Annotated in this window: 30 protein-coding genes, 1 tRNA gene and 5 pseudogenes; 17 read left to right on the top strand and 19 right to left on the bottom strand. The window is 67.0% G+C overall.

Annotation, left to right across the window (positions count from 1 at the left end; translation table 11 throughout):
• Positions 1-59: 59 nt before the first annotated feature.
• From M2437_RS14355 to M2437_RS14345, 3 genes are all read left to right on the top strand, one after another.
• Positions 60-785 carry a response regulator gene (locus tag M2437_RS14355; RefSeq protein ID WP_003607099.1) on the top strand — a complete coding sequence of 242 codons (726 nt, stop codon included), beginning with the start codon at positions 60-62 and terminating at the stop codon, positions 783-785.
• Positions 782-2,260: an ATP-binding protein gene (locus M2437_RS14350; protein WP_253387830.1), complete on the top strand. Its 1,479-nt coding sequence runs from the start codon at positions 782-784 to the stop codon at positions 2,258-2,260. Before M2437_RS14355 ends, M2437_RS14350 begins: the two co-directional genes overlap by 4 nt.
• Before the next feature lie 200 nt (positions 2,261-2,460).
• The gene (locus M2437_RS14345) at positions 2,461-3,633 is read left to right on the top strand and encodes a GGDEF domain-containing protein (RefSeq protein WP_253387829.1); all 1,173 of its coding nucleotides are present in this window, start codon (positions 2,461-2,463) and stop codon (positions 3,631-3,633) included.
• A gap of 128 nt (positions 3,634-3,761) precedes the next feature.
• Here the strand turns inward: M2437_RS14345 and M2437_RS14340 are convergent, their stop codons facing one another.
• Positions 3,762-4,418 (bottom strand): glutathione S-transferase family protein, encoded by a 657-nt coding sequence (locus M2437_RS14340; protein WP_253387828.1) that lies wholly within the window; start codon positions 4,416-4,418, stop codon positions 3,762-3,764.
• Between the two features lie 350 nt (positions 4,419-4,768).
• On the opposite strand from M2437_RS14340, the pseudogene M2437_RS14335 reads away from it, so the two are divergent.
• Positions 4,769-5,985 (top strand): annotated as a pseudogene (locus M2437_RS14335) (polyhydroxyalkanoate depolymerase).
• 434 nt (positions 5,986-6,419) lie between these two features.
• Complete coding sequence (rpsU, locus tag M2437_RS14330) at positions 6,420-6,737, top strand: 30S ribosomal protein S21 (RefSeq protein ID WP_012254978.1); 318 nt, start codon at positions 6,420-6,422, stop codon at positions 6,735-6,737.
• 99 nt (positions 6,738-6,836) lie between these two features.
• Here rpsU and M2437_RS14325 read toward each other — a convergent pair whose 3' ends face one another.
• A complete protein-coding gene (locus tag M2437_RS14325) occupies positions 6,837-7,226 on the bottom strand; it encodes a response regulator (RefSeq protein WP_003604303.1) in 390 nt (129 codons plus the stop codon).
• 279 nt (positions 7,227-7,505) lie between these two features.
• Here M2437_RS14325 and M2437_RS14320 point away from each other — a divergent pair.
• Both M2437_RS14320 and M2437_RS14315 read left to right on the top strand, forming a co-directional pair.
• Positions 7,506-8,292: pseudogene (locus M2437_RS14320) on the top strand (class II glutamine amidotransferase).
• A 150-nt stretch (positions 8,293-8,442) separates the two neighbouring features.
• A complete protein-coding gene (locus M2437_RS14315) occupies positions 8,443-9,234 on the top strand; it encodes a TSUP family transporter (protein ID WP_012254979.1) in 792 nt (263 codons plus the stop codon).
• Between the two features lie 28 nt (positions 9,235-9,262).
• Here M2437_RS14315 and M2437_RS14310 read toward each other — a convergent pair whose 3' ends face one another.
• Together M2437_RS14310 and M2437_RS14305 are read right to left on the bottom strand one after the other, a co-directional pair.
• Positions 9,263-10,309, bottom strand: a complete 1,047-nt coding sequence (locus M2437_RS14310; RefSeq protein ID WP_253387827.1) for a MaoC family dehydratase — start codon at positions 10,307-10,309, stop codon at positions 9,263-9,265.
• A gap of 194 nt (positions 10,310-10,503) precedes the next feature.
• Complete coding sequence (locus tag M2437_RS14305) at positions 10,504-10,794, bottom strand: YggT family protein (protein ID WP_003604312.1); 291 nt, start codon at positions 10,792-10,794, stop codon at positions 10,504-10,506.
• Positions 10,795-10,916: 122 nt separating this feature from the next.
• On the opposite strand from M2437_RS14305, the gene M2437_RS14300 reads away from it, so the two are divergent.
• A tRNA-Ala gene (locus M2437_RS14300) sits at positions 10,917-10,992 on the top strand.
• Positions 10,993-11,118: 126 nt separating this feature from the next.
• Positions 11,119-11,694 (top strand): annotated as a pseudogene (locus M2437_RS14295) (tyrosine-type recombinase/integrase); the annotation flags it as partial.
• A 74-nt stretch (positions 11,695-11,768) separates the two neighbouring features.
• Here M2437_RS14295 and M2437_RS14290 read toward each other — a convergent pair.
• The 5 genes and pseudogenes from M2437_RS14290 to M2437_RS14270 all read right to left on the bottom strand — a co-directional run.
• Positions 11,769-11,984: pseudogene (locus M2437_RS14290) on the bottom strand (DUF7831 domain-containing protein); the annotation flags it as partial.
• A 36-nt stretch (positions 11,985-12,020) separates the two neighbouring features.
• On the bottom strand, positions 12,021-12,638 hold the full coding sequence (locus M2437_RS14285; protein ID WP_253387825.1) for a hypothetical protein: 618 nt from the start codon (positions 12,636-12,638) through the stop codon (positions 12,021-12,023).
• Positions 12,635-12,991, bottom strand: a complete 357-nt coding sequence (locus M2437_RS14280) for a hypothetical protein (RefSeq protein ID WP_253387824.1) — start codon at positions 12,989-12,991, stop codon at positions 12,635-12,637. Before M2437_RS14280 ends, M2437_RS14285 begins: the two co-directional genes overlap by 4 nt.
• Positions 12,992-12,994: 3 nt before the next feature.
• Positions 12,995-13,267 (bottom strand): hypothetical protein, encoded by a 273-nt coding sequence (locus tag M2437_RS14275; RefSeq protein WP_253387823.1) that lies wholly within the window; start codon positions 13,265-13,267, stop codon positions 12,995-12,997.
• A gap of 591 nt (positions 13,268-13,858) precedes the next feature.
• Positions 13,859-14,116, bottom strand: a complete 258-nt coding sequence (locus M2437_RS14270; protein ID WP_253387822.1) for a hypothetical protein — start codon at positions 14,114-14,116, stop codon at positions 13,859-13,861.
• Positions 14,117-14,402: 286 nt separating this feature from the next.
• Between M2437_RS14270 and M2437_RS14265 the strand changes: the two genes are divergently transcribed.
• From M2437_RS14265 to M2437_RS14245, 5 genes are read left to right on the top strand one after another with little or no spacing between them, the layout of a single operon-like run.
• On the top strand, positions 14,403-14,555 hold the full coding sequence (locus M2437_RS14265) for a hypothetical protein (protein ID WP_253387821.1): 153 nt from the start codon (positions 14,403-14,405) through the stop codon (positions 14,553-14,555).
• Positions 14,552-14,974 (top strand): VRR-NUC domain-containing protein, encoded by a 423-nt coding sequence (locus M2437_RS14260; protein WP_253387820.1) that lies wholly within the window; start codon positions 14,552-14,554, stop codon positions 14,972-14,974. Before M2437_RS14265 ends, M2437_RS14260 begins: the two co-directional genes overlap by 4 nt.
• Before the next feature lie 2 nt (positions 14,975-14,976).
• Positions 14,977-15,297 carry a hypothetical protein gene (locus M2437_RS14255; protein ID WP_253387819.1) on the top strand — a complete coding sequence of 107 codons (321 nt, stop codon included), beginning with the start codon at positions 14,977-14,979 and terminating at the stop codon, positions 15,295-15,297.
• A gap of 29 nt (positions 15,298-15,326) precedes the next feature.
• Complete coding sequence (locus M2437_RS14250; RefSeq protein WP_277570319.1) at positions 15,327-15,767, top strand: hypothetical protein; 441 nt, start codon at positions 15,327-15,329, stop codon at positions 15,765-15,767.
• Positions 15,764-16,843, top strand: a complete 1,080-nt coding sequence (locus tag M2437_RS14245) for a hypothetical protein (protein ID WP_253387817.1) — start codon at positions 15,764-15,766, stop codon at positions 16,841-16,843. The genes M2437_RS14250 and M2437_RS14245 overlap by 4 nt, the downstream gene beginning before the upstream one ends.
• Here the strand turns inward: M2437_RS14245 and M2437_RS14240 are convergent.
• Positions 16,831-17,217 carry a hypothetical protein gene (locus tag M2437_RS14240; RefSeq protein ID WP_253387816.1) on the bottom strand — a complete coding sequence of 129 codons (387 nt, stop codon included), beginning with the start codon at positions 17,215-17,217 and terminating at the stop codon, positions 16,831-16,833. The genes M2437_RS14245 and M2437_RS14240 overlap by 13 nt on opposite strands.
• Between M2437_RS14240 and M2437_RS14235 the strand changes: the two genes are divergently transcribed.
• Genes M2437_RS14235 through M2437_RS14225 form a run of 3 tightly spaced genes read left to right on the top strand, consistent with a single transcriptional unit; the run spans position 17,195 to position 20,238 of the window.
• Positions 17,195-19,306, top strand: coding sequence for a DNA primase family protein (locus M2437_RS14235; protein ID WP_499006833.1), 2,112 nt, complete (start codon positions 17,195-17,197; stop codon positions 19,304-19,306). The two genes, M2437_RS14240 and M2437_RS14235, sit on opposite strands and share 23 nt — an antisense overlap.
• On the top strand, positions 19,278-19,883 hold the full coding sequence (locus tag M2437_RS14230) for a hypothetical protein (protein ID WP_499006832.1): 606 nt from the start codon (positions 19,278-19,280) through the stop codon (positions 19,881-19,883). The genes M2437_RS14235 and M2437_RS14230 overlap by 29 nt, the downstream gene beginning before the upstream one ends.
• Entirely contained in the window at positions 19,870-20,238 is a 369-nt protein-coding gene (locus tag M2437_RS14225; RefSeq protein WP_499006830.1) for a hypothetical protein, read from the top strand. The genes M2437_RS14230 and M2437_RS14225 overlap by 14 nt, the downstream gene beginning before the upstream one ends.
• A 149-nt stretch (positions 20,239-20,387) precedes the next feature.
• Here the strand turns inward: M2437_RS14225 and M2437_RS14220 are convergent, their stop codons facing one another.
• From M2437_RS14220 to M2437_RS14180, 9 genes and pseudogenes are all read right to left on the bottom strand, one after another.
• Positions 20,388-20,675, bottom strand: a complete 288-nt coding sequence (locus M2437_RS14220) for a hypothetical protein (protein ID WP_253387813.1) — start codon at positions 20,673-20,675, stop codon at positions 20,388-20,390.
• 145 nt (positions 20,676-20,820) lie between these two features.
• On the bottom strand, positions 20,821-21,291 hold the full coding sequence (locus M2437_RS14215) for a hypothetical protein (RefSeq protein WP_499006828.1): 471 nt from the start codon (positions 21,289-21,291) through the stop codon (positions 20,821-20,823).
• A gap of 360 nt (positions 21,292-21,651) precedes the next feature.
• A complete protein-coding gene (locus M2437_RS14210) occupies positions 21,652-21,873 on the bottom strand; it encodes a hypothetical protein (protein ID WP_253387811.1) in 222 nt (73 codons plus the stop codon).
• A 32-nt stretch (positions 21,874-21,905) separates the two neighbouring features.
• On the bottom strand, positions 21,906-22,289 hold the full coding sequence (locus tag M2437_RS14205; RefSeq protein ID WP_499006826.1) for a hypothetical protein: 384 nt from the start codon (positions 22,287-22,289) through the stop codon (positions 21,906-21,908).
• A 27-nt stretch (positions 22,290-22,316) separates the two neighbouring features.
• Entirely contained in the window at positions 22,317-22,574 is a 258-nt protein-coding gene (locus M2437_RS14200) for a hypothetical protein (RefSeq protein ID WP_253387810.1), read from the bottom strand.
• A 355-nt stretch (positions 22,575-22,929) separates the two neighbouring features.
• Entirely contained in the window at positions 22,930-23,259 is a 330-nt protein-coding gene (locus tag M2437_RS14195) for a hypothetical protein (protein ID WP_253387809.1), read from the bottom strand.
• 144 nt (positions 23,260-23,403) lie between these two features.
• The gene (locus M2437_RS14190; protein WP_253387808.1) at positions 23,404-23,865 is read right to left on the bottom strand and encodes a hypothetical protein; all 462 of its coding nucleotides are present in this window, start codon (positions 23,863-23,865) and stop codon (positions 23,404-23,406) included.
• An 11-nt stretch (positions 23,866-23,876) separates the two neighbouring features.
• The gene (locus tag M2437_RS14185) at positions 23,877-24,209 is read right to left on the bottom strand and encodes a hypothetical protein (RefSeq protein WP_253387807.1); all 333 of its coding nucleotides are present in this window, start codon (positions 24,207-24,209) and stop codon (positions 23,877-23,879) included.
• Between the two features lie 75 nt (positions 24,210-24,284).
• Positions 24,285-25,581: pseudogene (locus M2437_RS14180) on the bottom strand (flagellin N-terminal helical domain-containing protein).
• Positions 25,582-25,629 lie beyond the last annotated feature (48 nt).

The following is a 25,629-nucleotide window of genomic DNA, read 5'->3' as shown; positions in this document are numbered from 1 at the left end:
TCTTCGCCGGCAGCCATACTTCCGGGCAGGAAGCGCGCGGGATTAAGACGGATGCCGTCATGACCACCACCAACCTGCCGACGCCCCACATCCTCGTCGTCGAGGACGACCGCGAGATCAGCGCGCTCGTCGCGCGCTACCTGCGAGCCAACGAGTGCCGCGTGAGCGTCGCGGGCGACGGGCGCGAGATGGACCGGGTGCTGGCCGATGCCCGGGTCGATCTCATCGTCCTCGACCTGATGCTGCCGGGCGAGGACGGCCTGAGCCTGTGCCGGCGCCTCAGGGCCGCGTCGCAGGTGCCGATCCTGATGCTCACGGCCAAATCCGAAGAAATCGACCGGATCGTCGGGCTGGAGATCGGCGCCGACGACTATCTCGGCAAACCGTTCAACCCGCGCGAGTTGCTGGCGCGCATCCGAGCGATCCTGCGGCGCAAGGGCGCCGAGCCGCAGGACGGGGACGGCGCGCGCCGCTTCCATTTCTCGGGCTGGACCCTCGATGTCGGCCTCCGGCAGGTCTTGAGCCCGGAGGGCGCGCGCATCGCCGTCACGGGGGCCGAGTTCGACCTGCTCCACGCGTTGTGCCTGCGGCCGGGGCGCGTCCTCTCCCGCGACCAGCTCCTCGACCTGACGCAGGGGCGGGCGGCAGGGCCGTTCGAGCGCAGCATCGACGTCTTGGTCTCCCGGCTTCGCCAGAAGCTCGAGCGCGATCCGCGCAACCCCGAGATCATCCGCACGATCCGCTCGGGCGGCTACCTGTTCGCGCCGGAGATCGGCCGCTCATGAGTCCCGTGAGAACCACGGCGGAGCCGCCCGCCGCTGCCCCCGCCCCGTCGCAAACTCGACCTCGCTTGCCTTGGCCCCATCTGCCCTGGCCCCGCCCGAAAAAGGCCGCCGGGCAGATCGCGCTCCTCGTCGTCGCGGCCCTGCTCGCCGCGCATGTGCTCGCGGCGGTCATGCTGCTGGCCCTGCGCGAGCCGTGGCGGCCGGACGAGCGGCCCGGCGTCGCCGCGACCCGGCTCTCCACCGTCGCGCGGCTGCTCGATGCCGCCGAGCCGGACGAGCGCGACGGGATCCTCCGGGCGGCGGCGCGCGGCCTGCCGACCCTGCGCATCGCGCCGTGGGACGGCGCCGCGCCGTCGGCGTGGCAGGGGAAGACGGAGGACGAGATCGGCCAGCATCCCCTGATCGAGCGCCTTCGGGACGGCTTCGGGCGGGCGCTGCCGGTGACCGACCTCGCCCCCGGCCACGACCGGGGCAAGACCGGCCTCCTGCAGATCGGGATCACGACGCCGGCCGGCGCCCGGCTGCGGGCCGTGCTACCCGACGATTTTCCGCGCCCGCCGGCGCAAGCGCCGATCATCTTCACCTTCGTCTTCCTCGGGGTCAGCCTCACGCTGCTCTCGTTCTGGGCGACGCGAGCGCTCACCGCGCCGCTTGCCGGCCTGGCCGCGGCGGCGGAGGCCTTCGGCACGGCGGAGGAGCCGCCCCCCTTGCCCAAGCGCGGCCCGGAGGAGGTGCTGGCGCTCGCCCGCGCGCTCGACCGGATGCGCACCCGCCTGCTGCGCCTGCTCGACGACCGCACGCAGATGCTGGCCGCGATCAGCCACGACCTGCGCACACCGATCACCCGCCTGCGGCTGCGCGCCGAGTTCATCGAGGACGAGCGCGCCCGCGAGATGACCCTGCGCGACCTCGACCAGATGAACGGGCTCGTGGAATCCGCGCTCTCCTATGTACGGGACGGGCAGGGGGCGCCGGGCGAGGGCCAGACCACGCTGATCGACCTCGCCTCGGTGGTGCAGACCGTCTGCGACGGGTTCAGCGACATCGGCGCGGCGGTCAGCCTGGAACGGACCCGCCATGTCCTCGTGCGCGGCCGCCCCGACGACCTCCAGCGCGCGATCACCAACCTCGTCGACAACGCCGTGAAGTATGGCGGCGGCACCCGCCTCATCATGGGGCCGGCGGGCTCCAGCGATCACCCCGGCGTGGCGGTGGAGGTGATCGACGACGGCCCCGGCATTCCCGATGCCGAGCGCAGCGCCATGCTCCAGCCCTTCGTGCGTGGCGACCGCGCCCGCAACCTCGATTCTGCGAGCGGCTTCGGCCTCGGCCTGTCGATCGTGCTCGCCATCGTCGAGGGGCATGGCGGGCGCCTGACCTTGGAGAACCGCCCCGGCGGCGGCTTCTGCGCTCGCATCGAGTTGCCGCTCGCCGCCGGCCGGTCCGGGGCGGCGGGCGCCGGCAGCGCGGCCTAACGCCGTCCGCACGGCGTTCGGATGGAAGGCGCCGCCAACGCGGCTTGGCCGCCATGCAGCAGGATCATTCAGTACAGCCGGCAAGGAGCGGGGGCGAACGACCAATCCCGGGATGCCCTCGCCTGAGATGTCCTCGTAAGAACCCAGCAACCCAATTGCTCTAGCGTCGGGGTGACTGGAATGACTTGGCCCTCGCTTTGATGAGTCTCTCCCGAACCGGAACCATCGAGGGCGAGTTCGCCGGCCTCACCCCGTTGCGGTTCTCGCCCCCGGTCGAGGCGCGGTTCGAGACGGAGGGGCTCTCCGAACGCATCAGGCTCGCCCAGGCGACGCTTTTCGCCGCCATTTTCCTCTACGACATCTTCCTCTTAGCCGACTGGATGATCCTGCCGGACGTGCTCGGGCCGCTCGCCGTGATGCGCCTGGGCGTCTTCACGCCGCTGACCCTTCTGATGATCTGGATCCTGCCGCGCCGGACACGGACCTGGCAGGTCGACGGGCTGCTCGTGGGAGGTTGCTTCCTCTCGGTGCTGATGCCGTCCACGATCATCTCGTTCAGCGCATCGCACTACGTCGCGACCTACCAGCTCGGCTCGATGCTCATCATCTTCTACATGGTCCTGGTGCAGCGCGTCCGGTTCCGGATGGCGGTGATCGGGATGGCGCTGATCGTCCTGACCCAGATCTCGACCGTCGCGAGACGGCCCGAGGTCGATGCCCCGACCTTCTGGTACATCGTGGTCTTCTACCTCATCGCGGCCGCCATCATCCTCCTGGGGTCGTTCGTGCTGGAGCGGACGGAGCGCTACGGCTTTCTTCAGCGCCTCCGGGTCGAGTCGATGATCGAGCGCAACGCGGAGATGGCACGGACCGACCAACTCACGGGCCTGTTCAACCGGCACCATCTCGCGACCATCGGCGCCGATCTCATTCCCAAGAGGGACACGCAGTCCCTCGGGGCGCTCCTGATCGACATCGACCACTTCAAGCGGTTCAACGATACCCAGGGCCATCTGGCGGGTGACCGCTGCATCCGCACCGTCAGCGACCTCGTGCGCGAGATGCTGGTCCCGGCCAACGAGAACAAGCCGCCTGTGGGAACGGCCGTGCGCTTCGGGGGCGAAGAGTTCCTCGTGCTGCTGCCGGGCATGGATGCCGCGCGGGCCGCCGCGCTCGGGGAGGTCATCCGCCGCCGCGTGGAAGGGGTCGGGATTCCGCATCCCGGACTCGGGCCGAACGCCGTGGTGACGCTGTCGATCGGCGTCGCAGACTGGAAGAAGGGCCATACGGAGCTGGACACGCTCGTGAACGCCGCCGACGCCGCCCTCTACCAAGCGAAAAATCTCGGCCGCAACCGCGTGGCGGTGGCCTGATCCGCACGGCGCCAGCCGGTCTGCGCTAGAGCCGTCTCCGACCCCCTTGCATCAGGCCGGCGTCTCTCGGTCTCTGCCTTGACGCGCATTCTTTCGACGAACCGGCGTCCCCTTCGTCGAAATGCGCACTAGAACTCCATGTCGAGTTCCTCGATCTCCTCCGGCTCGCTCTCGGCCGACGCCGCCCACTCGCTCATCAGGTCCCAGGCGAGGATCGTGTCGCGGTAGGTGGCCGTCGTGAAGGGGAGGGCGACTTCGTAGGTGCGAAAACGGGTGCAGACGGGCGCGTACATCGCGTCCGCCAGGGTGGCGCGCGCGCCGAACAGGTAGGGCCCGCCCGAGCGCGACAGGCAATCCTCGAAGATCGCGCAGATCCGCTCGATGTCGCCCTTGGCGCCGTTGAAGATCTTGAAGCCGCGATGGAGGCTGCGCAGGTTCATCGGCAGCGCCGAGCGCAGGTTGACGAAGCCGCCATGCATCTCGCCCGAAACCGCGCGGCAGCGCGCGCGCTCGGCGGGCGCTTCGGGCAGAAGGCCGGCTTCCGGACGGATCTCGTTGAGATATTCGGCGATGGCGAGCACGTCCCACACCACGATCGCGCCGTGCTCCAGCCGCGGCACGAGGAAGGACGGCGAGAGGTGGAGCAGTTCGGCCCGCGTCGAGGCGTCCGAGCCGGACAGCACCTCCACCGCGAGATCGAGCCCGGCCATCCGGCACAGCAGCCAGCCGCGCAGGGACCAAGACGAGTAGTTGCGGCTGGAGATCGTGAGCGTCGCCTCGGCCATGGCCCTCTCCCCGGATGCGCGTCGCCCGAGCCTGCTGCCCGGAACCCAGCACTTGACGTTTTTCTAGGGCAAGTCTTGTGCCGGGTCCCGGGCCCTCTGCCCGCCTTTCCGGCAATAGAATTCTTCTCCCACAAACTCCTATGCAAGGTGATGCATCCACACCACAGGGGCGCAATATATACTTTTGATCGGTTGCGCCCAATCCAGAACCGCTTAGCCTGTCCCGTCTGGCATCGTCACGTGGGGCGGCAGTGGCGACCGGAAACGTGAAGCGGGCGAATCCGGGCCGTTCGGGCGTTCGCGAGAGATGGATGCGTGCAGGCACCTTGCGCGCTTGGAGTTTGCGCCCGATGCTCTACCAAGCCCTCGATGTCCAATCGGACATCGCCCGGCAGACCCGCCAATGGGGCCGCCTCCTGCAGGAAGCCTCCGCACCGTGGATGCGGACGCCCTGGCACGACGCCGCGAAATGGTGGTCGGCGGGCGCGCGCATGATGATGCGCGCCGGCCTCACCTTCGCGCGGCCGGCTTACGGCATCCACGCCGTCATGGTCGGCAACCGCGAAGTGCCGGTGATCGAGGAGCCGGTGCTCGCCACGCCCTTCGGCACGCTGCTCCGCTTCCGCAAGGACATCGACACCGTCCAGCCCAAGGTGCTGGTGCTCGCCCCCCTCTCGGGCCACTTCGCCACGCTGCTGCGCAGCACCGTGCGCACGCTGCTGCCCGACCACGACGTCTACATCACCGACTGGCACAACGCCCGCGACGTGCCGCTCTCGGAAGGGCGCTTCGGCTTCGACGACTACGTCGATCACGTGGTGCGCTTTCTGGAGACCATCGGCGAGGGCGCCCACCTCATGGCCGTGTGCCAGCCCGCGGTGCAGGCGCTCGCGGCCACGGCGCTGATGGCGCACACACTAAGAATCCGGCGCAGCCGCGCAGCATGACCCTGATGGCCGGACCGGTCGATTGCCGCGTCAGCCCGACCTCGGTGAACCGGCTCGCCGTCTCGAAGCCGATCGAGTGGTTCGAGAAGAACCTGATCGAGACGGTGACCGGACGCCACAAGGGGGCAGGGCGGCGGGTCTATCCCGGCTTCACGCAGGTCTCCGCCTTCGTCTCGATGAATGCCAAGCGCCACCGGGACGCGCATACGGACCTGTTCTGGCACTATGTCGACGGCAGCGCCGACAAGGCGCAGGCGATCGAGACCTTCTACGACGAGTATTTCGCCGTCCTCGACCTCGCCGCCGAGTTCTACCTCGAGACGGTCAAGATCGTCTTCCAGGACTACACCCTGGCCCGCAACCAGCTCACCTATCGCGGCGAGCCCATCGATATGGGCGCGATCCGGCGCACCGCCCTGATGACGGTGGAGGGCGAGCGCGACGACATCTGCGCCGTGGGCCAGACCATGGCCGCCCACGACCTCTGCTCGAGCCTGCCGCCGCACATGAAGACCCACCACCTCCAAACCGGCGTGGGTCACTACGGCGTGTTCTCCGGCCGCAAGTGGGAGGCGCAGACCTATCCGCTCGTGCGCAACTTCATCGCCTCGCACGCCTGAGTGTCTCTCACGAAACTCCCGCCGCGCTGTCATCGCCAGAACGAGAACAGTCAGAGACCGGGAGTTTTGTGAGGCACTCTGAAACCGTCTCTCTGCCCCTGCACTCTGCCTTGCGGGGCGAAGCCGGCGCCATCCATGGCGCGGCGTTTCCGGATCGGATAACGCCTTGGGTGACCTCGGCTTCGCCGCGCGAGGGCGGGACAGGGAGAAACGGCGCGGTGGCTTTGCAAGAGGCTTTCCTGCACTTCCAACACGAACCTGTTTCGTGTATGCCGCGCGCTCAGGTGCAATTCTTTCGCACCGATTCGGCTGCCGTCACGACGCCTCCTCCGGAATGCAGCCCGGAGACAGGGGCGCCCGACGGCTTTTTCCCGGTTCAGCCGGGATTCCGGGGCCGGTGCGGTTCGAAACGACAAATCTAGGGGTTGATTCCGTTGCAGGTACTCGTTCGCGATAACAACGTCGATCAGGCGCTCCGCGTCCTCAAGAAGAAGATGCAGCGCGAGGGCATCTTCCGCGAGATGAAGCAGCGCAAGGCCTACGAGAAGCCCTCCGTGCGCAAGGCGCGTGAGAAGGCCGAGGCTGTCCGCCGCGCCCGCAAGCAGGCCCGCAAGACCGCGATCCGCGAGGGCCTGATCGCCGCTCCGAAGCCGAAGCCCCGTACCGGCGCTCCGCGCCGTCCCGGCATGCCGAGCTTCTCGCAGCAGCCCGCAGCGGCCCCCGCCGCCGCTCCGGCGCCCGCCGCTTCCTGATCCGCGCCGGCCGCCACGCGCGGCCCGCAGCATCGCGATACGAAAAAGCCCCGCCGGCTCGACCGGCGGGGCTTTTTTCCATTCTCTGAACGTCTGGCGTTAGGCGGCCTTGGCCGTCAGGGTGGCGCGCTCGGCCTGCCGCAGCAGCTCTAGCGGCAGCCAGGGCTTGCGCATGTAGACCGCATGCGGCGGAATCTCGGTCCGGCGCTCCTCGCGGGCCCCGGAGGTCACCACGAGCCGCACCTCCGGCCAGCGATCCTCGACCGCGCGCGCCAACGCCGCCCCGTCCATCTTGCCCGAGAGGCGCGTGTCGGCGATTACCATCGCCACAGTCACGTCCCCGCGTTCGAGAACGGCCAACGCGTCCTCGGCACTCGAACAGGCGATGACGTCGAGGTCGGTCTCCTCGATCAGGACGGTCGCGAGGTCGCGGGCGGCCTCGTCCTCCTCGACGACGAGCGCGACCGGGCTGTCTCCGGAATGAGCCATGATGTCTCCCTGAAGCTGTGCGAGCGGTTCGGAAGCGGCGGCCCATGGGCACGCCGCGGCGGAATCGGCGGCGCCGACGATGCTTGCCCTGCGACAACAAGTTCGGGGACGATCGGTTCAGCGAAATTGCACCAGCCTGAACCCTTCCGATCGACCCCTCCCTTAACGGACTGTTCACCACACAGAACGAATTGTTACAGTCCGGCGACACGCAGCGGTCCAAGCGGACCGATGCTTGCATAGCTCGCTCCGGACCGCAAAGGAGGCTCTTGTCCCGCCATGTGCCGCTTCCTCGCCTATCTCGGTGAGCCGGTCTTTCTGAACGAGCTGGTCTGCGCCCCGACCCATTCGCTGGTCCATCAGTCGCTGCACGCCTCCGAGGCGAAGACCGAGACCAACGGTGACGGGTTCGGGATCGGCTGGTACGGCGAGCACGCCGAGCCCGGCCTCTACCGCGACATCTGCCCGGCCTGGTCGGACGAGAACCTCGTGAACCTGTGCCGGCAGGTGCGGGCGCGGACGTTCTTCGCCCATGTGCGGGCGGCCACCGGCACGGCGACGACGCGGGCCAACTGCCACCCCTTCGCCCATGGCCGCCACCTGTTCATTGCATAACGGCCAGATCGGCGGCTATCACCGGATCAAGCGGCGCCTCGAGGCGATGATCCCCGACGCGCTGTACGACACCCGCCGCGGCTCGACGGATTCGGAGGCGCTGTTCCTGCTGGCGCTCGCCAACGGCCTCGATTCCGATCCTGTCGGCGCCATGGAGGCGACCTGCACCACCGTGCGCGACCTGATGCAGGAGGCGCACATCGCCGAAGCCTTCCGCTTCACCGCCGTGCTCACCGACGGCGAAAGCCTCACCGCCTTCCGCTGGGCCTGCGACGGGCGCCCGCCGAGCCTGTATTACCGCGAGAGCGAGCGCGGCCTCACCGTCGTCTCCGAGCCGATTGACGGCTGCAAGGAGGGCTGGACGATCGTGCCCAAGGGCGGAACGCTGCGGGCGACCCGCGGCAGCCGCGCCGTCGTCAGCCTGCCGCGTACGGAGCGTGCCGCCGCCTGAGGCTTGCCCAGGCGGGACAGCCGTGATCAAGGCTTCGAAAGGACGAGTCCTTGTCAAAGGTGCAGGGCAGGGCCCTGCAAATCGGCTGCGCCGACGTCAGGGCACTGCCCTGACAACCCGCCAAAGGGCTTGAAGCCCTTTGGGATCCCAATGAGCATTGAGTTCGAGACGGTCGCCGGCCTGTTCGGCGTGGCCGTGGTGGCGGGCGCCGTCGACGCCATCGCGGGTGGAGGCGGGCTGATGACCCTGCCGGCCCTGCTGCTCGCCGGGCTCGACCCCGTGAGCGCGATCGCCACCAACAAGCTTCAGGGCAGCGCCGGCTCGGTCTCGGCCACGATCGCCTTCGCCCGGCGCGGGCTGATCCGCTGGCGCGAGGCCGGGCCCGCCGCACTCGGGGCCGGCCTCGCCTCGGTGGGCGGCGCGCTCTGCGTCAGCCTGCTGCCGCGCCCGGTCCTCGACGCATTGGTGCCGCTCATGCTCGTCGGCATCGCGCTCTACTTCGCCACCGCACGGCGGATGAGCAACGAGGACGCGGCGGCGCGGATCACCCCCGGCCTGTTCGCGGTGACGCTGGCGCCGGCGGTCGGCTTCTACGACGGGGTGTTCGGGCCCGGTGCCGGCTCGTTCTACATGATCGGATTTGTCACGCTGCTCGGTCTCGGCGTGGTGCGGGCCACCGCCCACACCAAGCTCTCGAACGCCGCGAGCAACCTCGGCAGCCTCGCCCTGTTCACGCTCCAGGGCGCGGTGATCTGGCCGGTGGGGCTCGCGATGGCCGTCGGCGCCTTTCTCGGCGCCCAGGTCGGCTCGGCGCTCGCCGTGCGCCTCGGCGCCCGGCTGATCCGCCCGCTCCTCGTCGTCATCGCCTGCGCGATGGCGCTGCGCCTGCTATCGAACCCGGCCAACCCGTTGCGTCAGGCCGTGGCCGGGTTCTTTTCGTAGAGGTATCAGCCTCTTGAGGGCCGACGCTTCAGCGCGGGATGAAGGCCCAATAGTCGAGATCGAGGATCACCGACGGGTCGTAGCCCTCGCCCTGCTTGTCCGGATAGGCGCCGCAAGGCTGGTTCTTGGTCGCCACCGTGCGCAGGCGCAGCGCGCCGATATCGCTGCGGCCGGGCAGTTCGGCCGTCTCCAGCACCTCGGACCACGCATAGACCGTGTCACCGGCAAAGAGCGGCGCGACGTGGCGGCCGGCATTGATGCCGCCGATAGCGAACGCGTTGGCGAGCCCGTTGAAGCTGAGCGCGCGGGCGAGCGAGATGACGTGGCCGCCATAAATCAGGCGCTTGCCGAACTTCGTCTCCTTGGTCGCCACCGCGTCGAAATGGACCTTGGCGGTGTTCTGGAACAGGCGCGTGGCGATCTGATGCTCGGCCTCCTCGACGGTCATGCCATCGACGTGGTCGATCTTCTCGCCGACCGCGTAATCCGCAAAGCGGTGCGGGCTGCCGGCCAGCGCATTGTCGTAGGCGGCCGGATCGAGCGGGGGCAGGGCGTGGGCGAGGTCGGCCGGGTTCACGACCTTGGCGAGTTGCGGCACGTGCTCCTCGGCGATCTTGGCCTCCGGGTCGCGCTTGCGCACGAGAACCCAGCGGCAATAGCTCAGCACGGTCCGCCCCGAGGCGTCGGAGCCGGTGGAGCGCACATAGACCACGCCGGTCTGGCGGTTGGAGCTTTCCTTGAGGCCGATCACCTCGGAGACGGTGGAGAGCGTCTCGCCGGGATAGACCGGGCGGTGGAAGCCGCCCTCGGCGTAACCGAGATTGGCCAGCGCGTTGAGCGACACGTCCGGCACGGTCTTGCCGAACACCACGTGGAAGGTGAGCAGGTCGTCGAGCGGGCTCGCCGGATAGCCGATCGCCTTGGCGAAGGCGTCCGAGGACTGCACGGCGAAGCGCGGACCGTAGAGGGCGGTGTAGAGGGCCACGTCGCCCGTGGTGACGGTGCGCGGCGTGGCATGGCGGATGGTCTCCCCGAGGCGGAAATCCTCGAAGAAGCGGCCCGGATTGGTCTTCATGGCGCGCGTCGCTCCCTGTGCGGCTCTTGCTGGCCGAGGGGCACCGTCTTGAATATCGTATTCAGAACGAGGCCCTAAACTTCTGACATTGCACCGGCTTTTCGGCCGAGCCGGTGCGCGACCGCCTTAGCAACGAGCCCGGCGCCCGCGCAATGCCGCGCTTGACGCCGGGGTGGGTCGCGCCGGCGACGCGATCAGAAGGCCAGTTGGACGTAGAGGTCGGTGGCGAGCTTCTGCGCGAACAGCAGCAGCAGGATCAGGATGATCGGCGAGATATCGACGCCGCCAAGATTGGGCAGCAGGTTCCGGATCGGCCGCAGCACCGGCTCGGTGACGCGATAGAGGAATTCGCCGATCTGCGAGACGATCGGATTGCGCACATTGACCACGTTGAAGGCCACGAGCCAGCTCAGCACGGCGCTCGCAACGAGGACGTAGATGTAGAGCTGGATGATGGTGTTGAAGAGCCAGAGCAGGGCGTTCATGCGGGGGGTTTCGGTCCTCATCGCCCCGCACGGAGACCCGGCGTGAGGGACGCGGGTGCGGCGGGAAATTTCCGGAATTGACAGGCCGAAGCGGACAAGCCTACAAGGCCCTCGCCTCGGACGGGGCTGTAGCTCAGATGGGAGAGCGCCGCAATCGCACTGCGGAGGTCAGGGGTTCGATTCCCCTCAGCTCCACCAACTCCCCCTAGGGGAGGGTGGTTTTTATAGTCCGTCACAGGTGTTCTCCCTAGGCAAACGTTCCAGATCGGGCCACACCCTTCCACAGTAAGCGTCGGCTGCTGGTTGGGTGGATGGTGGGGTGGAATGGGACGCGAGGTCAATCGCCTGTCCGCGCGACGGGTCGCAACCCTCACAGAAATAGGTCGCCACGCCGATGGAGGCGGGCTGTATCTCGTTGTTGACGCTGCAGGCGCGAAGCGATGGGTGATGCTCTTCCGCTTCGGAGGCAAGCGCCGCGAGATGGGGCTTGGCCCGCTCGGCTCCGTTCCTCTCGGCAAGGCCAGGGAGATGGCTGCCGCCGCACGCGAGATGATTGCTGGTGGGGTGGACCCGATCGAAGCGCGCCGCACCCAACCAGAGGCCGTCGCCGCTCCCAAGATCGTGACCTTCGGTGAAGTGGCCGAAGGCTACATGGCTGACCACAAAGCATCGTGGAAGAACGAGCAGCACCGCTGGCAGTGGCGGCAGACGCTTGAGGTTCAAGCCGCGCACGTCTGGAAGATGCCAGTCGCGGACGTGACGACCGACGACGTGCTGAAGGTGCTTCGCCCGATCTGGCACGAGAAGCCCGAGACCGCCCGCCGGCTGCGCGGTCGGATCGAACGAGTGCTGAGCGCGGCCAAGGCCAACAAGCTGCGAACGGGCGAAAACCCCGCCATGTGGCGCGGGCACCTCGACATGCTGCTTCCGAAGGCCAAGCGCCTGTCGCGAGGCCACCATGCGGCCCTGTCGTTCCCTGACGTGCCCGCCTTCGTGGCGATGCTGCGCGAGCGGCCGGCGACGACAGCCCGTGCCCTGGAATTTCTGATCCTGACAGCGGCTCGGTCGGGCGAGGTCCGCGGCATACCGACAGCGTTCGGCTCATCGCGGATGACGGCTTGGCCGCCCTTGCCCCGGCGAGTGAGGTTGTCGCCGAACACGAACAGCGCGTCCGGCTCTGCCTGGCACATGGCAGGAGTGAACCACTCGGTTTCGTGGAGCAGCATCTACCCCTCCCTTGCCGTGGCCGCGCGGGCGGCGAGTGCGGTGCGGGCGCGAGCTTGGTCTATGGCGAGCCGGCAGGACGGCAGCTTGTCGTTGCCGCCCTCGCTGTCGTGAAGGTCCACCTTCATGTCGCCGAGCATGAGCCGGTTGACGTTGTGGTTGAGCACGAGCTTCCAGCCGTAGTGCGTGCCATAGGACGCGTTCAGGCGGGCGTTGCAGCCGTCGAGGAAGTCGAGGCGCGCGGCGTCTTCCTTCAGCGCCTCCACCTCGGCCTGTAGCTGGGCGGAGCGGGCCTCGGCGGCTTCAGCCCGTTGCCATTCTGACCGCGACTGCCACTTCACCTTCTCGATTTGCTCGGCGGGGTGCGGGTTCAGGTGGTAGCTGTAGCTGCCGAACGAGTTGTTGCAGCGGGCGACTACCTCCCGCGCCTCGTCCCGCTCGGCCGTGACCCGCTGAAGGTCGGCGAGGAGCGGGGCGAACACCTTGCCTTCGAGCTTCAGCGTGATGCTTCGAAGGACGGCCTCTCGCGCGGTATCGGATAGACCAGGGGCGCCGACCTTTAGCGAGTGCCGGATCAGATCGCGCGCATCCGCCAGCGCATCGGGGTTGGCGGGGGTCATGCCTTCTCTCCGAGCCGATCGTTGGACGAAGGACTGATGCCGAGCGCGCGCCGAGCGATCTCTTGGGCGACCGGCGCATCGACCCAGAACTCGCGACCTTCCGGCAGCTGGTACGAGCCACCGACGCGGGCCGAGACCATCCGCTCGTTCATCAGGTTCTCGGAGACGACGACATTCAGCGTCTCGCGGTAGATTTCGAGGCTGCTGATCGGATCACCGTCCACGTCGCCGGGGCTCTGCCCGACAACTTCGGCTTTGACTTCGATTGCGCGGAGAGCGGCGAGGATCTCGAAGCACAGGGCCGACTTGCCCGAGCCCACCGGCCCGGAAACGATCACGTTGACGACGGCCATAGCTCAACCCTCCGCCTGTCCAGAGGGGGCCGCTTGGCCAGTCTCCGGGGCCGTCGCCTTGCCGCGTGGACTGAGGCGCCAACTGATCGCGCCCGAGCCGGTCTTGGCGAAAAAGTTGGTATTCGGGTCATGTCGCCGAACGAGGCCCTTTCGCTCTAAGCCGCTTAGCAACCGGCCCGATGTCCCGATCTGGTCGGTGTAGAACGACGCTTCACCGTCTATCGGCGTGCGGTCTCTCATCCATTGGAGCACGTCGCGTTCGCGTTTGGTCAGCATTACTTCACTCCAGGCTGATGAAGCGCAGTCAGCAGGGCGTCGCAAATCGCAATTCCACCAGTTGGGCGCGGCATGCTTTGAACGCAGCGTTGAGCCTCCGCACGGATAGATTTTGGACCGGTTATGACCGCAATGCAGCGCCCGCCAAAATCTCGATGCAAGTCAAGATCCCACTCCGGAAGTGCATTGATCAATAGCCGAACGGCATCATCAATACTCCGCGTAACATGCGGCGAAGCCTGATGGGACCGGCTAGATGTCCAGAAAAATCCCTGAAAAGGAGACAGCGGGTCTTCGGGATGGCCGCCGGTTGCGATTGCGACTATTGCCGCATCCAAGCTCCGATCCGGCCCTGTCGCGGCCTCAAGGCGCTGCCTTACCGCCGCAAGTTCACGGCCCATCGCTCAACCCTCCGCCTGTCCAGAGGGGGCCGGGTCGGAAGATTGTTCTTTGCGGTTCAATGTCCATATAAAGTAACACGAAACAAGATAACATGGGATGGCGGGCAGGGGTAATAACGACACAACAAGTGTTGCACCAAGAGCAGAAAAGAACAAAGACAAGATAAACCTATCAAGATTAGTCATGTATTCATACTTCCTGTCCAGAGGGGGCCGGGTCGGACGGCGGGGTGGGGAGACGAGCGGCCCAATCTTCAAGAGCCGCTTCGATAGACTCCGCATCCAATTCCGCGAGGCGCGTGAGATCGAAGTCGCCCTTTCGCCAATCGGCCAAGAACTCCTTCACGGCGATGACGAACCGCTCGGTGGTCAACACCCACCCCGCATCCGAGGGGGCTTCCGGGCGGGCCGCGAGGGCGTCGATGTGCTCGGCGATCCGCTGAAGCATCTCGACCGGTCCAGGAACGTGCCTCTCCGGATCGAACGAAACGCCGTATTCAAGCGTCAGGCCAGCGCGGACGGCTGCGTCGAGGACACCTTCACTGTAGCCATCCTCTTTGCCTCGCTGGTACGCGACATCAGGGCAATCATCCGTCTCTGCCGCCCCCGTGCGGGTGCTGTTGGGGGCGGGGGCGATCCGAGCGGCGAGCGCGGCCCGATACTTCGGCGTAAACTCAAACCACCGGCTCGTGTCTCTGTGTCGCCCACAAGCGTCTCGCTTCGGAGGCGCGCGCATGACCGCGATTGCCCCCAAGCTCGCCACAGCCGGGCGCGATGGCGCGAACGTCGTCGTGTGCGCCGATGGCGCACCGGTCCTAACCCTCACTCCCTCGCAAGCCCTCTGGCTCATCGCCCGGCTCGCGGAAGCACTGGCGGTGCGCGCATGAACCGGCCGGAGCAGAAGATCCAGACGGCAATCGTGGTCGCGCTGCGGCGTCGGTTCGATTGCTTCCCGTTCCATGTGCCGAACGGTGGTGCGCGGACCCGGTTGGAGGCGATTGCCTTCAAGGACGCCGGGACGACCGCGGGCGTTCCAGATCTTCCCGTGCTCGGCCGAGACGGTTCGATCTTCTTCCTAGAAATCAAAGCGAAGGTGCAGGTCCGCGAGCGCAACGTGCCTCCGACCGAACGCATCCACTCCTGCGACCCGGCCCAGAAGCTCGTCATCGCCGACTTTCGTGCCCGCGGTTTCACGGTCGCTATCGTGGACAGCGTTGAGGACGCCGTCGCCGTCGCCGAAGCCTGCGGCCTGACCGAGGTCCGCAAGCCGATCCGCTCCCAAGCCGCCATCAGCACGGGGTTCTGATCATGACGCTGTTTCAGCTTACACACGGACTTAATCGCGAGGGCGCTGACTACGCTTTTGCGTCGGCCGCCTCCGTCACGCATGTCGGGCAGGCGCACCTTGCCGGCACCGGCCCCGCCGGACGGACGTGCCGCGAGTGTGTGCGCTGGCAGCATTGCGGCTCATGGTCGGCTGACGGTGGCCCGCCCAAGCCCTCGAAATGCGCGAAGTACAAAGAGCTGATGCGCGGCTGGGGCAAGCCTGTCCCGCACAATGCTCTCGCCTGCCGTCACTTCGATCTCAGCGCCGATCCGACGCCTCTGACGAAGCCGGAGAAGTCGTGATGTCGAGCGAAGCCATCAACTTCTTCGACATGATTGCCGAGGCGCAGACCCCGGCTCCGGTCAAGCGCAAGCTGGACGCCGCCGAGAAGCGCGCCCGCGCAAAGGCTCAGGCCGAACAAGAGCTGAAAGACGAGCAGCTTCTGTCGAAGCTTTACCAGCGCTGGAAGAAGCAGAAGCGTGACGCCCTGCTGGATGGCCCGCACGGCAAGGATGTCCGCGGCATCGTCAGCTTTCTCGACACCATGTCGCTGTCGTCGGCGCCGGCCCTCATCAAGACGATCGAGCGGGCGCGCTGGATTGAGACGATGGCGGTCAGTGATCGCCACACACTGCTCGGCATCGTCTCGGCCGGCATCGTTCGATGCCGCGAGAAGGCCGGACTGCCCCCCTTCGATGATGAGATCGCTTGGTGCGAGCCGCCGAAGGCCTACTCGCAGATCAAGACGCTGATGAGATTGGACGGGCTATGATCCGCGCCGCCCTCAACGCTTACGCCACGTCATCCGATCGGGTCTGGCAACAGGATCGGTCGCAGACCGTTGGCGCCTCCGAAGTTGGGCAGTGCGCCCGGAAGGTCTGGTTCTCGAAAAACGAGGGCGATGTCGTCCTCGGACTGAAGCGCGACGCCGATCACGTCGATAGCTGGGGCGCTCGCAAGCGCGGCTCGGTATTCGAAGATGCTTTCTGGGCACCAGCCGTTCGCGCTCGGTTCGGGGATCTCGCGCTCTTTGTCGGAGACGATCAGCGCACGTTCGTGGATGGGTTTCTTTCTGGGACACCGGACGGCCTGCTGATCGACCAGCCTTCCGACGCCCTGGCTCCGCTCGGTGTCACGGACATCGGCGGCGACAGTGTGCTCCTCGATGCCAAGACCATTGATCCGCGCACGCGCCTCGATGCGCCGAAGCCCGAGCACGTTTTCCAAATTCAGTGCGGCATGGGCTTGGTCCGGCTGCACACGAACTACCGCCCCGGCGTCGCCGTGCTGTCCTACACGGACGCCTCTTTCTGGGACGAGGGGAAAGAGTTTGCCGTCGCCTATGACCCGGCGGTGTTCGAGGAGGGGCGGAAGCGCGCTCGCGATATCATGCTCGCGACCTCTGCACAGGATCTGCGCCCCGAAGGCGTGATCGCAGGCGGCCAGGAGTGCGAGCGCTGCGCCTTCACCGCCGCCTGCGGACGTGCGCGTGCCGCTCGTGTGCCGGCCGAGGTCGCCCCGGTCGATAGCGTGATGTCCGATACGATCGCCGCGCTGGCCCGGATCGCTCGCGAGCACCGTGACGCGGCCGACGCGAAGATGGACGCGGCCCGCGAGGCAGAAGAGGAGCTTCGCGCCCTTTTGGCCGCCGCTGGCACGCGTCGCCTGGACCATGAGGGCGTCGCCGTCCGCTGGAGCCCCATCAAAGGGCGCCCGTCGTGGGATCACAAAGCCATTCGCGAGGCCGCTGCGGCGGCTGGCGTCGATGTCGAGCGGTTCAGCCGCATCGGCGATCCGACAGACCGCCTCGCCATCACCGTTTCCGAGATCCCGGCTCAGGCCGGGTAACCCCGCGGCGCATGCCGCATTCGTACCCGAGAGACAAAATCATGAACGCGATGACCGAGCACAAGAGTGGAGCGCTGGCCGTTCCGGATCGGAACTTCTTCGAGGCATACGCCGACGCCGCCGATCAGAACCGGATCGTGGGTGACCTCCTGAAGTTCAGCAAGGGCGAGTACCTTGCCGGGCAGAACGGCGATGAAATCGCCGAAGGGACCGAACTCGTCGCCAACATGGGCGAGCTGATGGTCGGCTGGGTTCGCTGGGAAGGCGGCAAGCCCACCGACATGCAGATGGGTCGCGTCGCCGAGGGTTTCGATCCACCGCGCCGCGCTGATCTCGGCGACACCGATGAGGATGCCCGGCAGTCGGAACACCAAGGAAGGTGCGTCGCTCCCGGTCGAAGTGGTGCACATGCACCTTACGGCCCGCTACGAGGTCGGCGACCTCGAAGAGTGGCTGGACCGGGCCGGACCGGCGATCCGACGCAAGGTTGTCGCGAAGGGCGCCGGTCCGGCGCCTGTCGCCGATAATCCCTTCCTGGCGGCAGCTGCGGCGCTCGGCTTCAAGCCGCCGATCGACGTGCGGCAGCGCCTTGCCGCCATGTCCTATCAGGGCGTGGGCGAGGCGTGCATTCACAATACGCAGCTTGCCGTGTCGGCCTCCCTGCTCGCCCGCGGCGAGGATGTCGAGGACGTAGTCGAGCTGCTGTTGGAGGCGACCAAGGCCGCCGCCGGCCAGGATGGTGCGCGCTGGCGCTGGGACCGGGAAGAAAGGACCATCCGCGGGATGTGCGCAGATTGGGTGCGCAAGCATCCGGATACTGCTGCACGGGCCCTGAAGCCGGCTCCGGGCTTGCCGAAGCCGCAAGCGCGGCAATTGGACCGAGACAGCGATGATGTGGTTCGCGAGGGCTCAACGGGCGCTGTTGTCCACAATCTGCGGGAAGAGCGCCAGCGCCGGGAGAAGCCCGCCAAGCGGAAGGCGGACGATCGCGCGCCGATCCACGTCGTGCTCGGGGAAGCGGTTCTGGCCGCGATGGCGTCCCGAAATCAGGCCGTCATCTTCATGCGCAAGGCGGCTTGGCTCTATCAGGGCGGGCTCTGGTCGATGGAGGTCGATGGCCTGAAGGGCTGGCTTGACGTTCAGATCGAGATGGCCTGCCGGGCTCTCAGTATCGATGGCAGCAATCGGGTTCGGTCAGAAGCGCGCGGCTACATCCAGTCGAACCCCGACCTCTGGCGTGACGAAGTTCTTTGGGACGAGCACGGAAAGATCCCGACCCGTTCCGGCCTCGTTGATCCGTTGACGCTGACGATCGAGCCGGCGCGACCGGAGCATTATTGCACTTGGCTTGTCGATGCAGAGTACGACCCGACGGCGACATGCCCCCTCTGGGAAGAGATGATCTCGGACACCTTCGGCGATCGGCCGACCGAGATACGAGCTAGCACGGTCGAAACCCTGCGGGAGGTTTTGGGCTGCGCTCTGATCGATGTGAAGCCGCGGGCGCTCTCAAAGGCGCTCTGCCTCGTCGGCGGATCGAACTACGGCAAGTCTGGCGTCTTGGAGGTCTTCTCTGGCCTCTTCGGCCGATCCTCAATCACTGCCGGGCTCGAAAGCCTTGAGGGCACGCATGGCCTGATGGCCTTCGTTCGCCGCGACCCGTGGGTGCTGCACGAGGCGTTCGATCAATCGAAGTGGCACTTCTCATCGACCGTCAAGGCCATCATCACAGGTGAGCCGGTCCCGATCAACATCAAGAACGGGCCGATCATCACCACCCGTGTTCGTAGTCCGATCTTCTGGGGCACGAACCATCCGCCGCAGTTCCGAGAGGCGACGCGAGCGATCGTCAACCGCCTGATCGTCATCGAGTGCCGGCGCGAGTTCCGGGAAGGCGAGTTCGTCGGCGTCGGCGCTGAGGCTCGTCGCCGTGGCATCGACAGCCCCGCCAAGCTGGTGCTGCGCGAAGAGCGGTCCGGGCTCCTGAATTGGGCCGTTGCTGGCCTGCGTGCAGCCCTTGAACGTGGGTCGATCGCCGTCACGCAGGAGATGAAGGCGAGTGCGGACGAGATCCACCGGGACTCAAACCTCGCCGCCGGCTTCCTTGAGGAGTGCTGCGAGTTCGACCGCGACATGCGGGTCGCCGTTCCCGACTTCTGCGCAGCGTTCGCAGTCTGGTGGCTGGAGAACAAGGGCGAGGACCGTCGCACGCCCTCCAACGAGGCGATCAGCAAGGCCGTCATCGCACTGGCCGATCGCCGGCTTGCGTCCCATCCGAAAGAGATGCGGGACGAGCGTCGGCGCTACTACGGCGGTATCATTTTGAACCGCCGAGGCGTCGATCTCTGGAAGCGTGCCTACGAGGCTAAGTTGTTTGAAGGCAAGCTCGCCAGCACAACCCCTGCGGATGAGTCGGTCACCCGCCGTTCCCGAGGTGCCGCACACCAACGTCGGCGAACTTGATGCCGTCGCCAAGGCCACGCGCGATGCCTACGACACGGCAACCGGCCCCGCGATCGGTGAGACCGCCACGCAGCGCCGCGCCTCCAGCCTCACGCGACAGGGCGTGCGCGACATCAACGGCGTGCTCGTGGCCAACAGCGATGACCTCGCGGCCGGCCGCCGGCTCTATGGCGAGATCACCGATCAGGTGGTTCGCCCCGCAGAGCAAGGCCCGCTCGGCACCATCGCCGAGCGCGTTGCCCCTGAAGGTGAGGGCGCATCGGCTGCCATGGGTCGGGCCTTGTCTGGCGCGGGGCAGGGCGACCGGTACGATGCTGTCGTGCAGCAGGCGGCGCGGCGCCTCGTGCGGCAAGATCCGCGAGCCGCGCAGACCATCGCGCGGGACTACATCGCCGACAAGTTCAACACGGCGATGGCCGATATCCAAGCCGGCGGCAATCCGAACGCGGGCGCTGCGGCGAGGAAGGCGTTCTACGGCAACGAGGCTGACCGCAACAACATCAGGGCGATGCTCACGCAGTTGCCCGGCCGGCCAAGCGAGGGCAGACGCTTTCGATCGATTGATGGAGATCTTTGAGGCCACCGGCTACCGGCCGCCGAAGGGTTCCGATACCGCCTTCAACCAAGCCATCCAAGAGGAAGGCCGTTCCGCGGGGGGCGCCGTGGGTCAGATCGCCGGAACGGTGGCGCAGGGCGGCCTCAACCTGAAGCGCGCCATCGGTGATCGGATCGCCCGTTACCGCTTGGGCAACAACATGTCAGAGATTGCCACGATCCTGACCGAACCCTCGGCGCGCCCGTTGCTCGAACGCCTCGCCAGGGCGCCGGCTGGGAGCAATCAGGCGCTCGGCCTTGCGCTTCGCCTCTCGTTTATCGGCCAGCAGGCGGCTAACCGCTCTGGGGCGACGCAGCCGGTCCCACAGGGCCGTTAAGACAGTCGTGCCGAACGCGACCACGATCACGTTCATGATGAAGATGGCGCCAATCCTTGGAGCAAGCCGGGGGTCATACGACATCGCCATCGTTAGCCCAATGACCGCGGCAGCCTGACCAGCCATCCATGCGAGCCGGCGCACCAGCGTTACCGCCCAATCACCCGATACCGGTTCCCATTGTACGGGTTCCCGGCGCCAAACTGGTTGTTGATGCTGTCGGGTGAAAACTGGCTGCCGTAGCGTCCGAATTGATTGCTGACGCTGTTGGGGTCGAACTGATTTCCGTTGGCGTTGCCGTGATAGCGGCCGTGCTGATCGACAATGATCGCGCCATTTGGCGCGCCGTAGTCGTAGCCCTGCCCGAGCGCGGGTGCTGCACCGCTGACGATCGCCGCCGCGAGTGCGAGCCGTCCAACCACCATCGCCGTTCGCATCGCGTCCTCTCCGACTAAGCGCGGCCGGCACCCTATCCCAAGCCGCGACATCCGTCGAATGGCCTACCGGAACGAGAGGCCGACACCGCCTTTCACTAGCGTCTGCGTCGGCCCTCGGGCCACGCCGACATAGGCAAGGGTGCTTTCATCCAAGCGGGCGGGAAAAGGCGACTGATCCAGCCCCGGCCCCATCGTACCCCGCGCCGCCGAACGACACGGCGAACCGATCGCCAGGGTTGGGCGGAAGGACATTGATGGAGCCAGCGAGGGCGATGCCTTCGCGGAACCGATCGGTAAGGCGGTCAAGACGCGCCGCGATGCCAACGAGTGAATAGCTCAAGGCGGGTGATGTGCCGGTGCCTCCCGACGCCGCCAACAAATCGGCGACGGAAACCAGCCCATCGCCGTTTCGCAGGTTCGGGCTCCCGATCACGGTGTTGTTGTACTCGCTCACTCCGACATAGGCGCGGGTCAGGTCCACGGGGCCTGACAATGGCGGCCCACCTGCAAGAGGCCCGGTGCCGGGGGCGATTGTGAACGGCGTGTAGCTCAGCGCCTGCGCCTGCGCAGCGCCGGCCCAGAGCCCCGCAAATACAACCTGAACCAGCAATTTCATGGCGTGCCCTCACAGGCTGGGCAAGTCGCCGTGAGTCGGCCTGCGCCGTCAATGGCGCCGCTGCCACACTGAGAGGCCACCGTCGAATGGCAGAGCCCCTTGCCGCTCTTGGCACGGACCCGAACGCTTTGGCCTACCGTAGCGCGCTCCTGCCGCTCGGGCGCACGAACGCCGGCAATGTGACGTGGGCCGTTCCGCAGGCGGTGCTATCGGCCCTCGGCGCGGCGCAGTTCCCCGGTCAGGTCTACCGCGGCGAGGCGAGCGTCAGCTCCAACACCCGTTCGACAGCCTCAGCCATCTCGACCAGCAGCTTGTCGCGGTTCCACTGGTGCTCTCGCTCGGCATTTGACATCGGGGCTCCTAGAGCGTGCCTTTAGCGGGCGAGCGACGAAGCTTGGATAGGCGAGGGGCACTCCACCGCTCGGGCTGGTTGCCGTTCCAACTGGCGAGTGCGCCCCTCTCATCGACCTCGATAATCCGCACCTCCCAGCAGCCCATGCGGGACATGGTCGTGTTGCCCATCTTCGTGCGGCGGCAGTCGTAGAGCCGATCCCCCGGCTTGATCGTGTGGAAGGCTACCATTCGTCTCGTCTCCGGTTGATGGGGGAGCAGGGCTAGGCAGACGGAGCCTGTTCGGCTCGCCGGTAGCGGGGGGCCTGCCGCACAACAGCGCCGTCTCGGACCAAGCGGCTGAGTTGCGGGGCTAGGCTCGTGCGAGCGATTATCCGACTGAAACGGCGCTCAATTTCACCGCCGATCTCAGAGGCAAGGAGGGGGCCCCTCGCGCAAAGAACTGCGAGCGCCTGTCCTTGTATCGTCTCGTCGCCGGGCGGACGCTGCCGGGGTTTGCCGTAGCTCGTCCCTTTATCCAGTGCGGCAAGCGCTTTGCGCAGATCGGCCAACTCGGCTTGGATCACGGACAACTGAGCCTCTAGCGTTTCAGCCTGAGGCGACAGTTCTGCAATCCGTGCCGAGATGAAATCTCGGATCTCGCTCATCGTTCTCTCCCTTGAGGGGCGGGCGGTCTAGGCGGCGGAAGGCTCGGGCACGAACTCGACGGCCCGCAGGCGCTCGGCGATGCGCCCCATCTGCCCGCACCCGTTCTGGTCCCAATCCCCGCGGCAGGCGATCTCAACGCCGGCAATCGACGCCTTGTGACAGATGAAGTGGCTGTCCTTCTGCCGAAGGCCCCGCAGGATCTCCGCTCGCCGCTTGTTGCTGACGATCTTGTTCTCGCCGAACAGGCACTCGTTGCACCGCTCGGACATCACCTTGAAGGTCATTCGCTCCCTCCGTTCTCTCTGTGGCGGGCTACGGGGCGGGGTTAGACGCGCTGACGCGATACGACGTCAGGTCGATCCGGCGCCCTGGCGCGTACTGCCGTTCCACGATGAGAGCGGTCGCGTCGTTCTGGATGATCTGGAAGCGGTACAGCCGACGCATCGGGTCGATCGCTGGGCGTCGTCGGTTTCGCGCTCGGCCTCGGGCCCTGCGCCGGCGCAGGGCCCGCGCTTACCGCCGCGCCGAGGCAAACCAGTACGGCAGCGGCCGGCAGTCCGAGTTTCACGGTACGCATGTCCATCTCCGTACGTTTGCCGGCGCGGGGAAGGTCGTCGTCTCGCCGAGCTTGAGGGCGGCTCACCGATCCGCGATCGCGAGGGTTCCGTCCGCCTGCTTGAAGAAGCGCCCCGTACTCACGCCCCTGTCGACGCCGTTGATGGCGACGCTCATTTGGCAGACGTGGCCGGGCACTCCTATGGCGGGCTTGCAACCATGGGATTTGAAGGCCGTGAGCATCGGCTCCGGCGGCGGGCGGCTGCCGATCAGGGCCATCCCGGCCACGTGGATCTTGTAGGAGGCCATCATCACGTTCGTGACGGCTTCCCTCATCGCCGATTCCGGCGGCTCGTCGCTGCAGGCCGCGAGCGTCAGACAGAGGCCCGCTGCGAGGAAGGTTGCGCTCTTCATGGGTCGGTCATCCTGATTTGAAGACGCCGCATCCGGACGATCGGACGTGCCGTTGCCGAATAGGGTTACGTGTCGTGGAGCGATCGAGGGCGTAGCTGGCGGGCGATGGGACGAGCCCTGCCCGCCGGGTCCGAAGGCCGAGGTTCAGGGCAGGGCGATGCGGTAGATCCTGCGGCCGGTCGGGCAGCAGTGGCTGTCGCCGCGTCGCGGCACGGCGGCCGCGAAGGTCGCGGTCCGGTCGCCGAAGGCGACCTTGCCCGCCAGCGGGTTCCGGACCTCCGTGAGGGTCCGGACATGCCGCCAGCCGGTCCCGGCGGCTCGAAAGATCGCGGCCCTGGTCTCGGTCGCGTTGCCGGTGGGATCCGGCAGGTAGGTCACGAAGACGATGGCCGTCGATGCGTCCGGCGAGCGCCGGAATTCGACATGCGTGTCGACATCGATCGCGCAGCGACGATCGTTACCGTCCGGATCGACACAGACGATTGATCGGTCGGTACCGAACCAGGTCCGTACGGCCTCCGGCAGCTCGACGGCGGAGGCGGTTCCCGCCTGGAAGAGGAGAAGGACGACGGCAAGGCCGATCCCGCGAGGCTTCAGGGACAACATCGTGGGCAGCCTCACTCGACCATCGTGAGGGTGCCGTCGGCCGCCTTGAAGAAGCGGGCGTTGGCCTTGCCGCCGCGGCTTCCGTCGACCGTCGCCTCGAACTCGCAGCGGTATCCGGCCTCGGGGTGAGCCGAGGCGCAGCCGACCTTTCGAAAATCCTCGATCACGGGCATCGGCTTGGGTTGCCGACCCGATGCCTTCATGAGGGCGGCCTCCTGCCTGGACATGCGGAACATGAAGTCGTTCATGGCCTGCACCATCGCCGCTTCGGACGGCTCGTCGCTGCAGGCGCCGAGAGCCAAGCCGAGCGCGGCCAGCAGGGGAAACACGGGTTTAGGAAGCATGGGAGATGTCCGCCGACGTCGATAAGGGGGCGCGGATGATGGGCGGCGGCTGACGGCCGCCCGTGGTTTCGGCGCTCAGCGCAGGAGCTGGAGGATGCCCTGGTTGGCCTGGTTGGCGAGCGAGAGCGCCGAGATGCCCAGCGACTGCCGGGTCGAGAGGGCCTGCGAGTTGGCCGCCTCCTCGTTCATGTCGGCGTTGGTCAGGTTCGCTGACCCCGTTTCGAGCACGTTGACGAGGTTCTTCGTGAAGTCCTGGCGGGTCTGAACCACCGAGAGGTTCGAGCCGAGGGTCGAGGACAGCGAGTTCAAGGACGTCAGCGCATTGGTCAGCGCGTTGGACGCCTTCGTCAGGTCGGCGTTGTTCTGCACGCCGAAATCCGCGCCCGGCTGCGTCGTCGCGCTGTCGATGAGGCTGCCGATGCCGAGGCCGGAGGCGGTGACGGCGTCGCCCTGCACGTCGAGCTTGGACTGCGCGCCGCCGGTCTTCTCGTTGAAGACGACGGTCAGCTTGTCGCCGGCCAGCAGGTTGGTGCCGTTGAAGCCGGCGTCCTGTGCGGCTTGGTTGATCTGCGTGCGCAGGTTCTTGAACTGATCGACCAGGGCCGAGCGCTGCGCCGAGGTGCCGCCGGCCGGTCACCCCGCTCGTCGTGGCCGTGCCGAACAGGAGGGCGGTGTCCGCCGTCGAGGCCGTGAAGGTGCCGGCGGCCGTGGCGCCGACGCTGACGGTCAGAGCGTCCGATCCGCTGCCGGTGACGCTGAGGAGGCCGTTTGAATCGACCGAGGCGTTCGCGAGGCCGGATTTGTTGATGGCGTTGACGACGTCGCCGAGGGTGTCGGTCGCGGCGACCGTGTAGGTGTAGACGGCGTTGCCGGCCTTGAGCTGCACCTGATTGGCGGCGCTGGCGCTGAGGCCGAGGTTGCCGCCGGCGGAGCTCGTTGCGGGCGCGGCGGTGCCGAGCACGGTCTTGGCCATGGCGACGTCGCGCTGGCTCTTGCCCGTGGTGCTCGCCTCGCCGGAGGTGCCCAGCGCCACCGTGCCGGAGACCTTCGGCAGGTTGGTCGCGGCGTTCGACTGCGCCTGGCTGACCACCGACTGCAACTGCTTCACCAGCGAGGTGACGGTGTCGATGCCCTTGGCGGCGGCCTGGATGGTCTGGATGCCGTTGGAGATGCCGTCGAGCAGGCCGGACAGGGCGGTGGAGCGGTTCGAGAGGTTCTGGGCGGTGAAGAAGTTCACCGGGTTGTCGAGGGCGGAGTTGACCTTCTTGCCGGTGGCGAGCCGGCCCTGGTTCGTCGCGGCTAAGCCGGCGGTGTCCTGCAGGGACAGCAGGTTCTGCCGCGTCGCGGCGGACAGCGTAATGGCGGATGACATCTCGGGATCCTTCTCCGCTCGACGAGGGACGTCGAAACGTGAGCAATC

The sequence above is a fragment of the Methylorubrum pseudosasae genome, assembly GCF_029504475.1.
Classification (GTDB): Bacteria; Pseudomonadota; Alphaproteobacteria; order Rhizobiales; family Beijerinckiaceae; genus Methylobacterium; species Methylobacterium extorquens.
The sequence above is the reverse complement of the archived record's forward strand: the minus strand, read 5'-3'. Positions and strand labels throughout refer to the sequence as shown.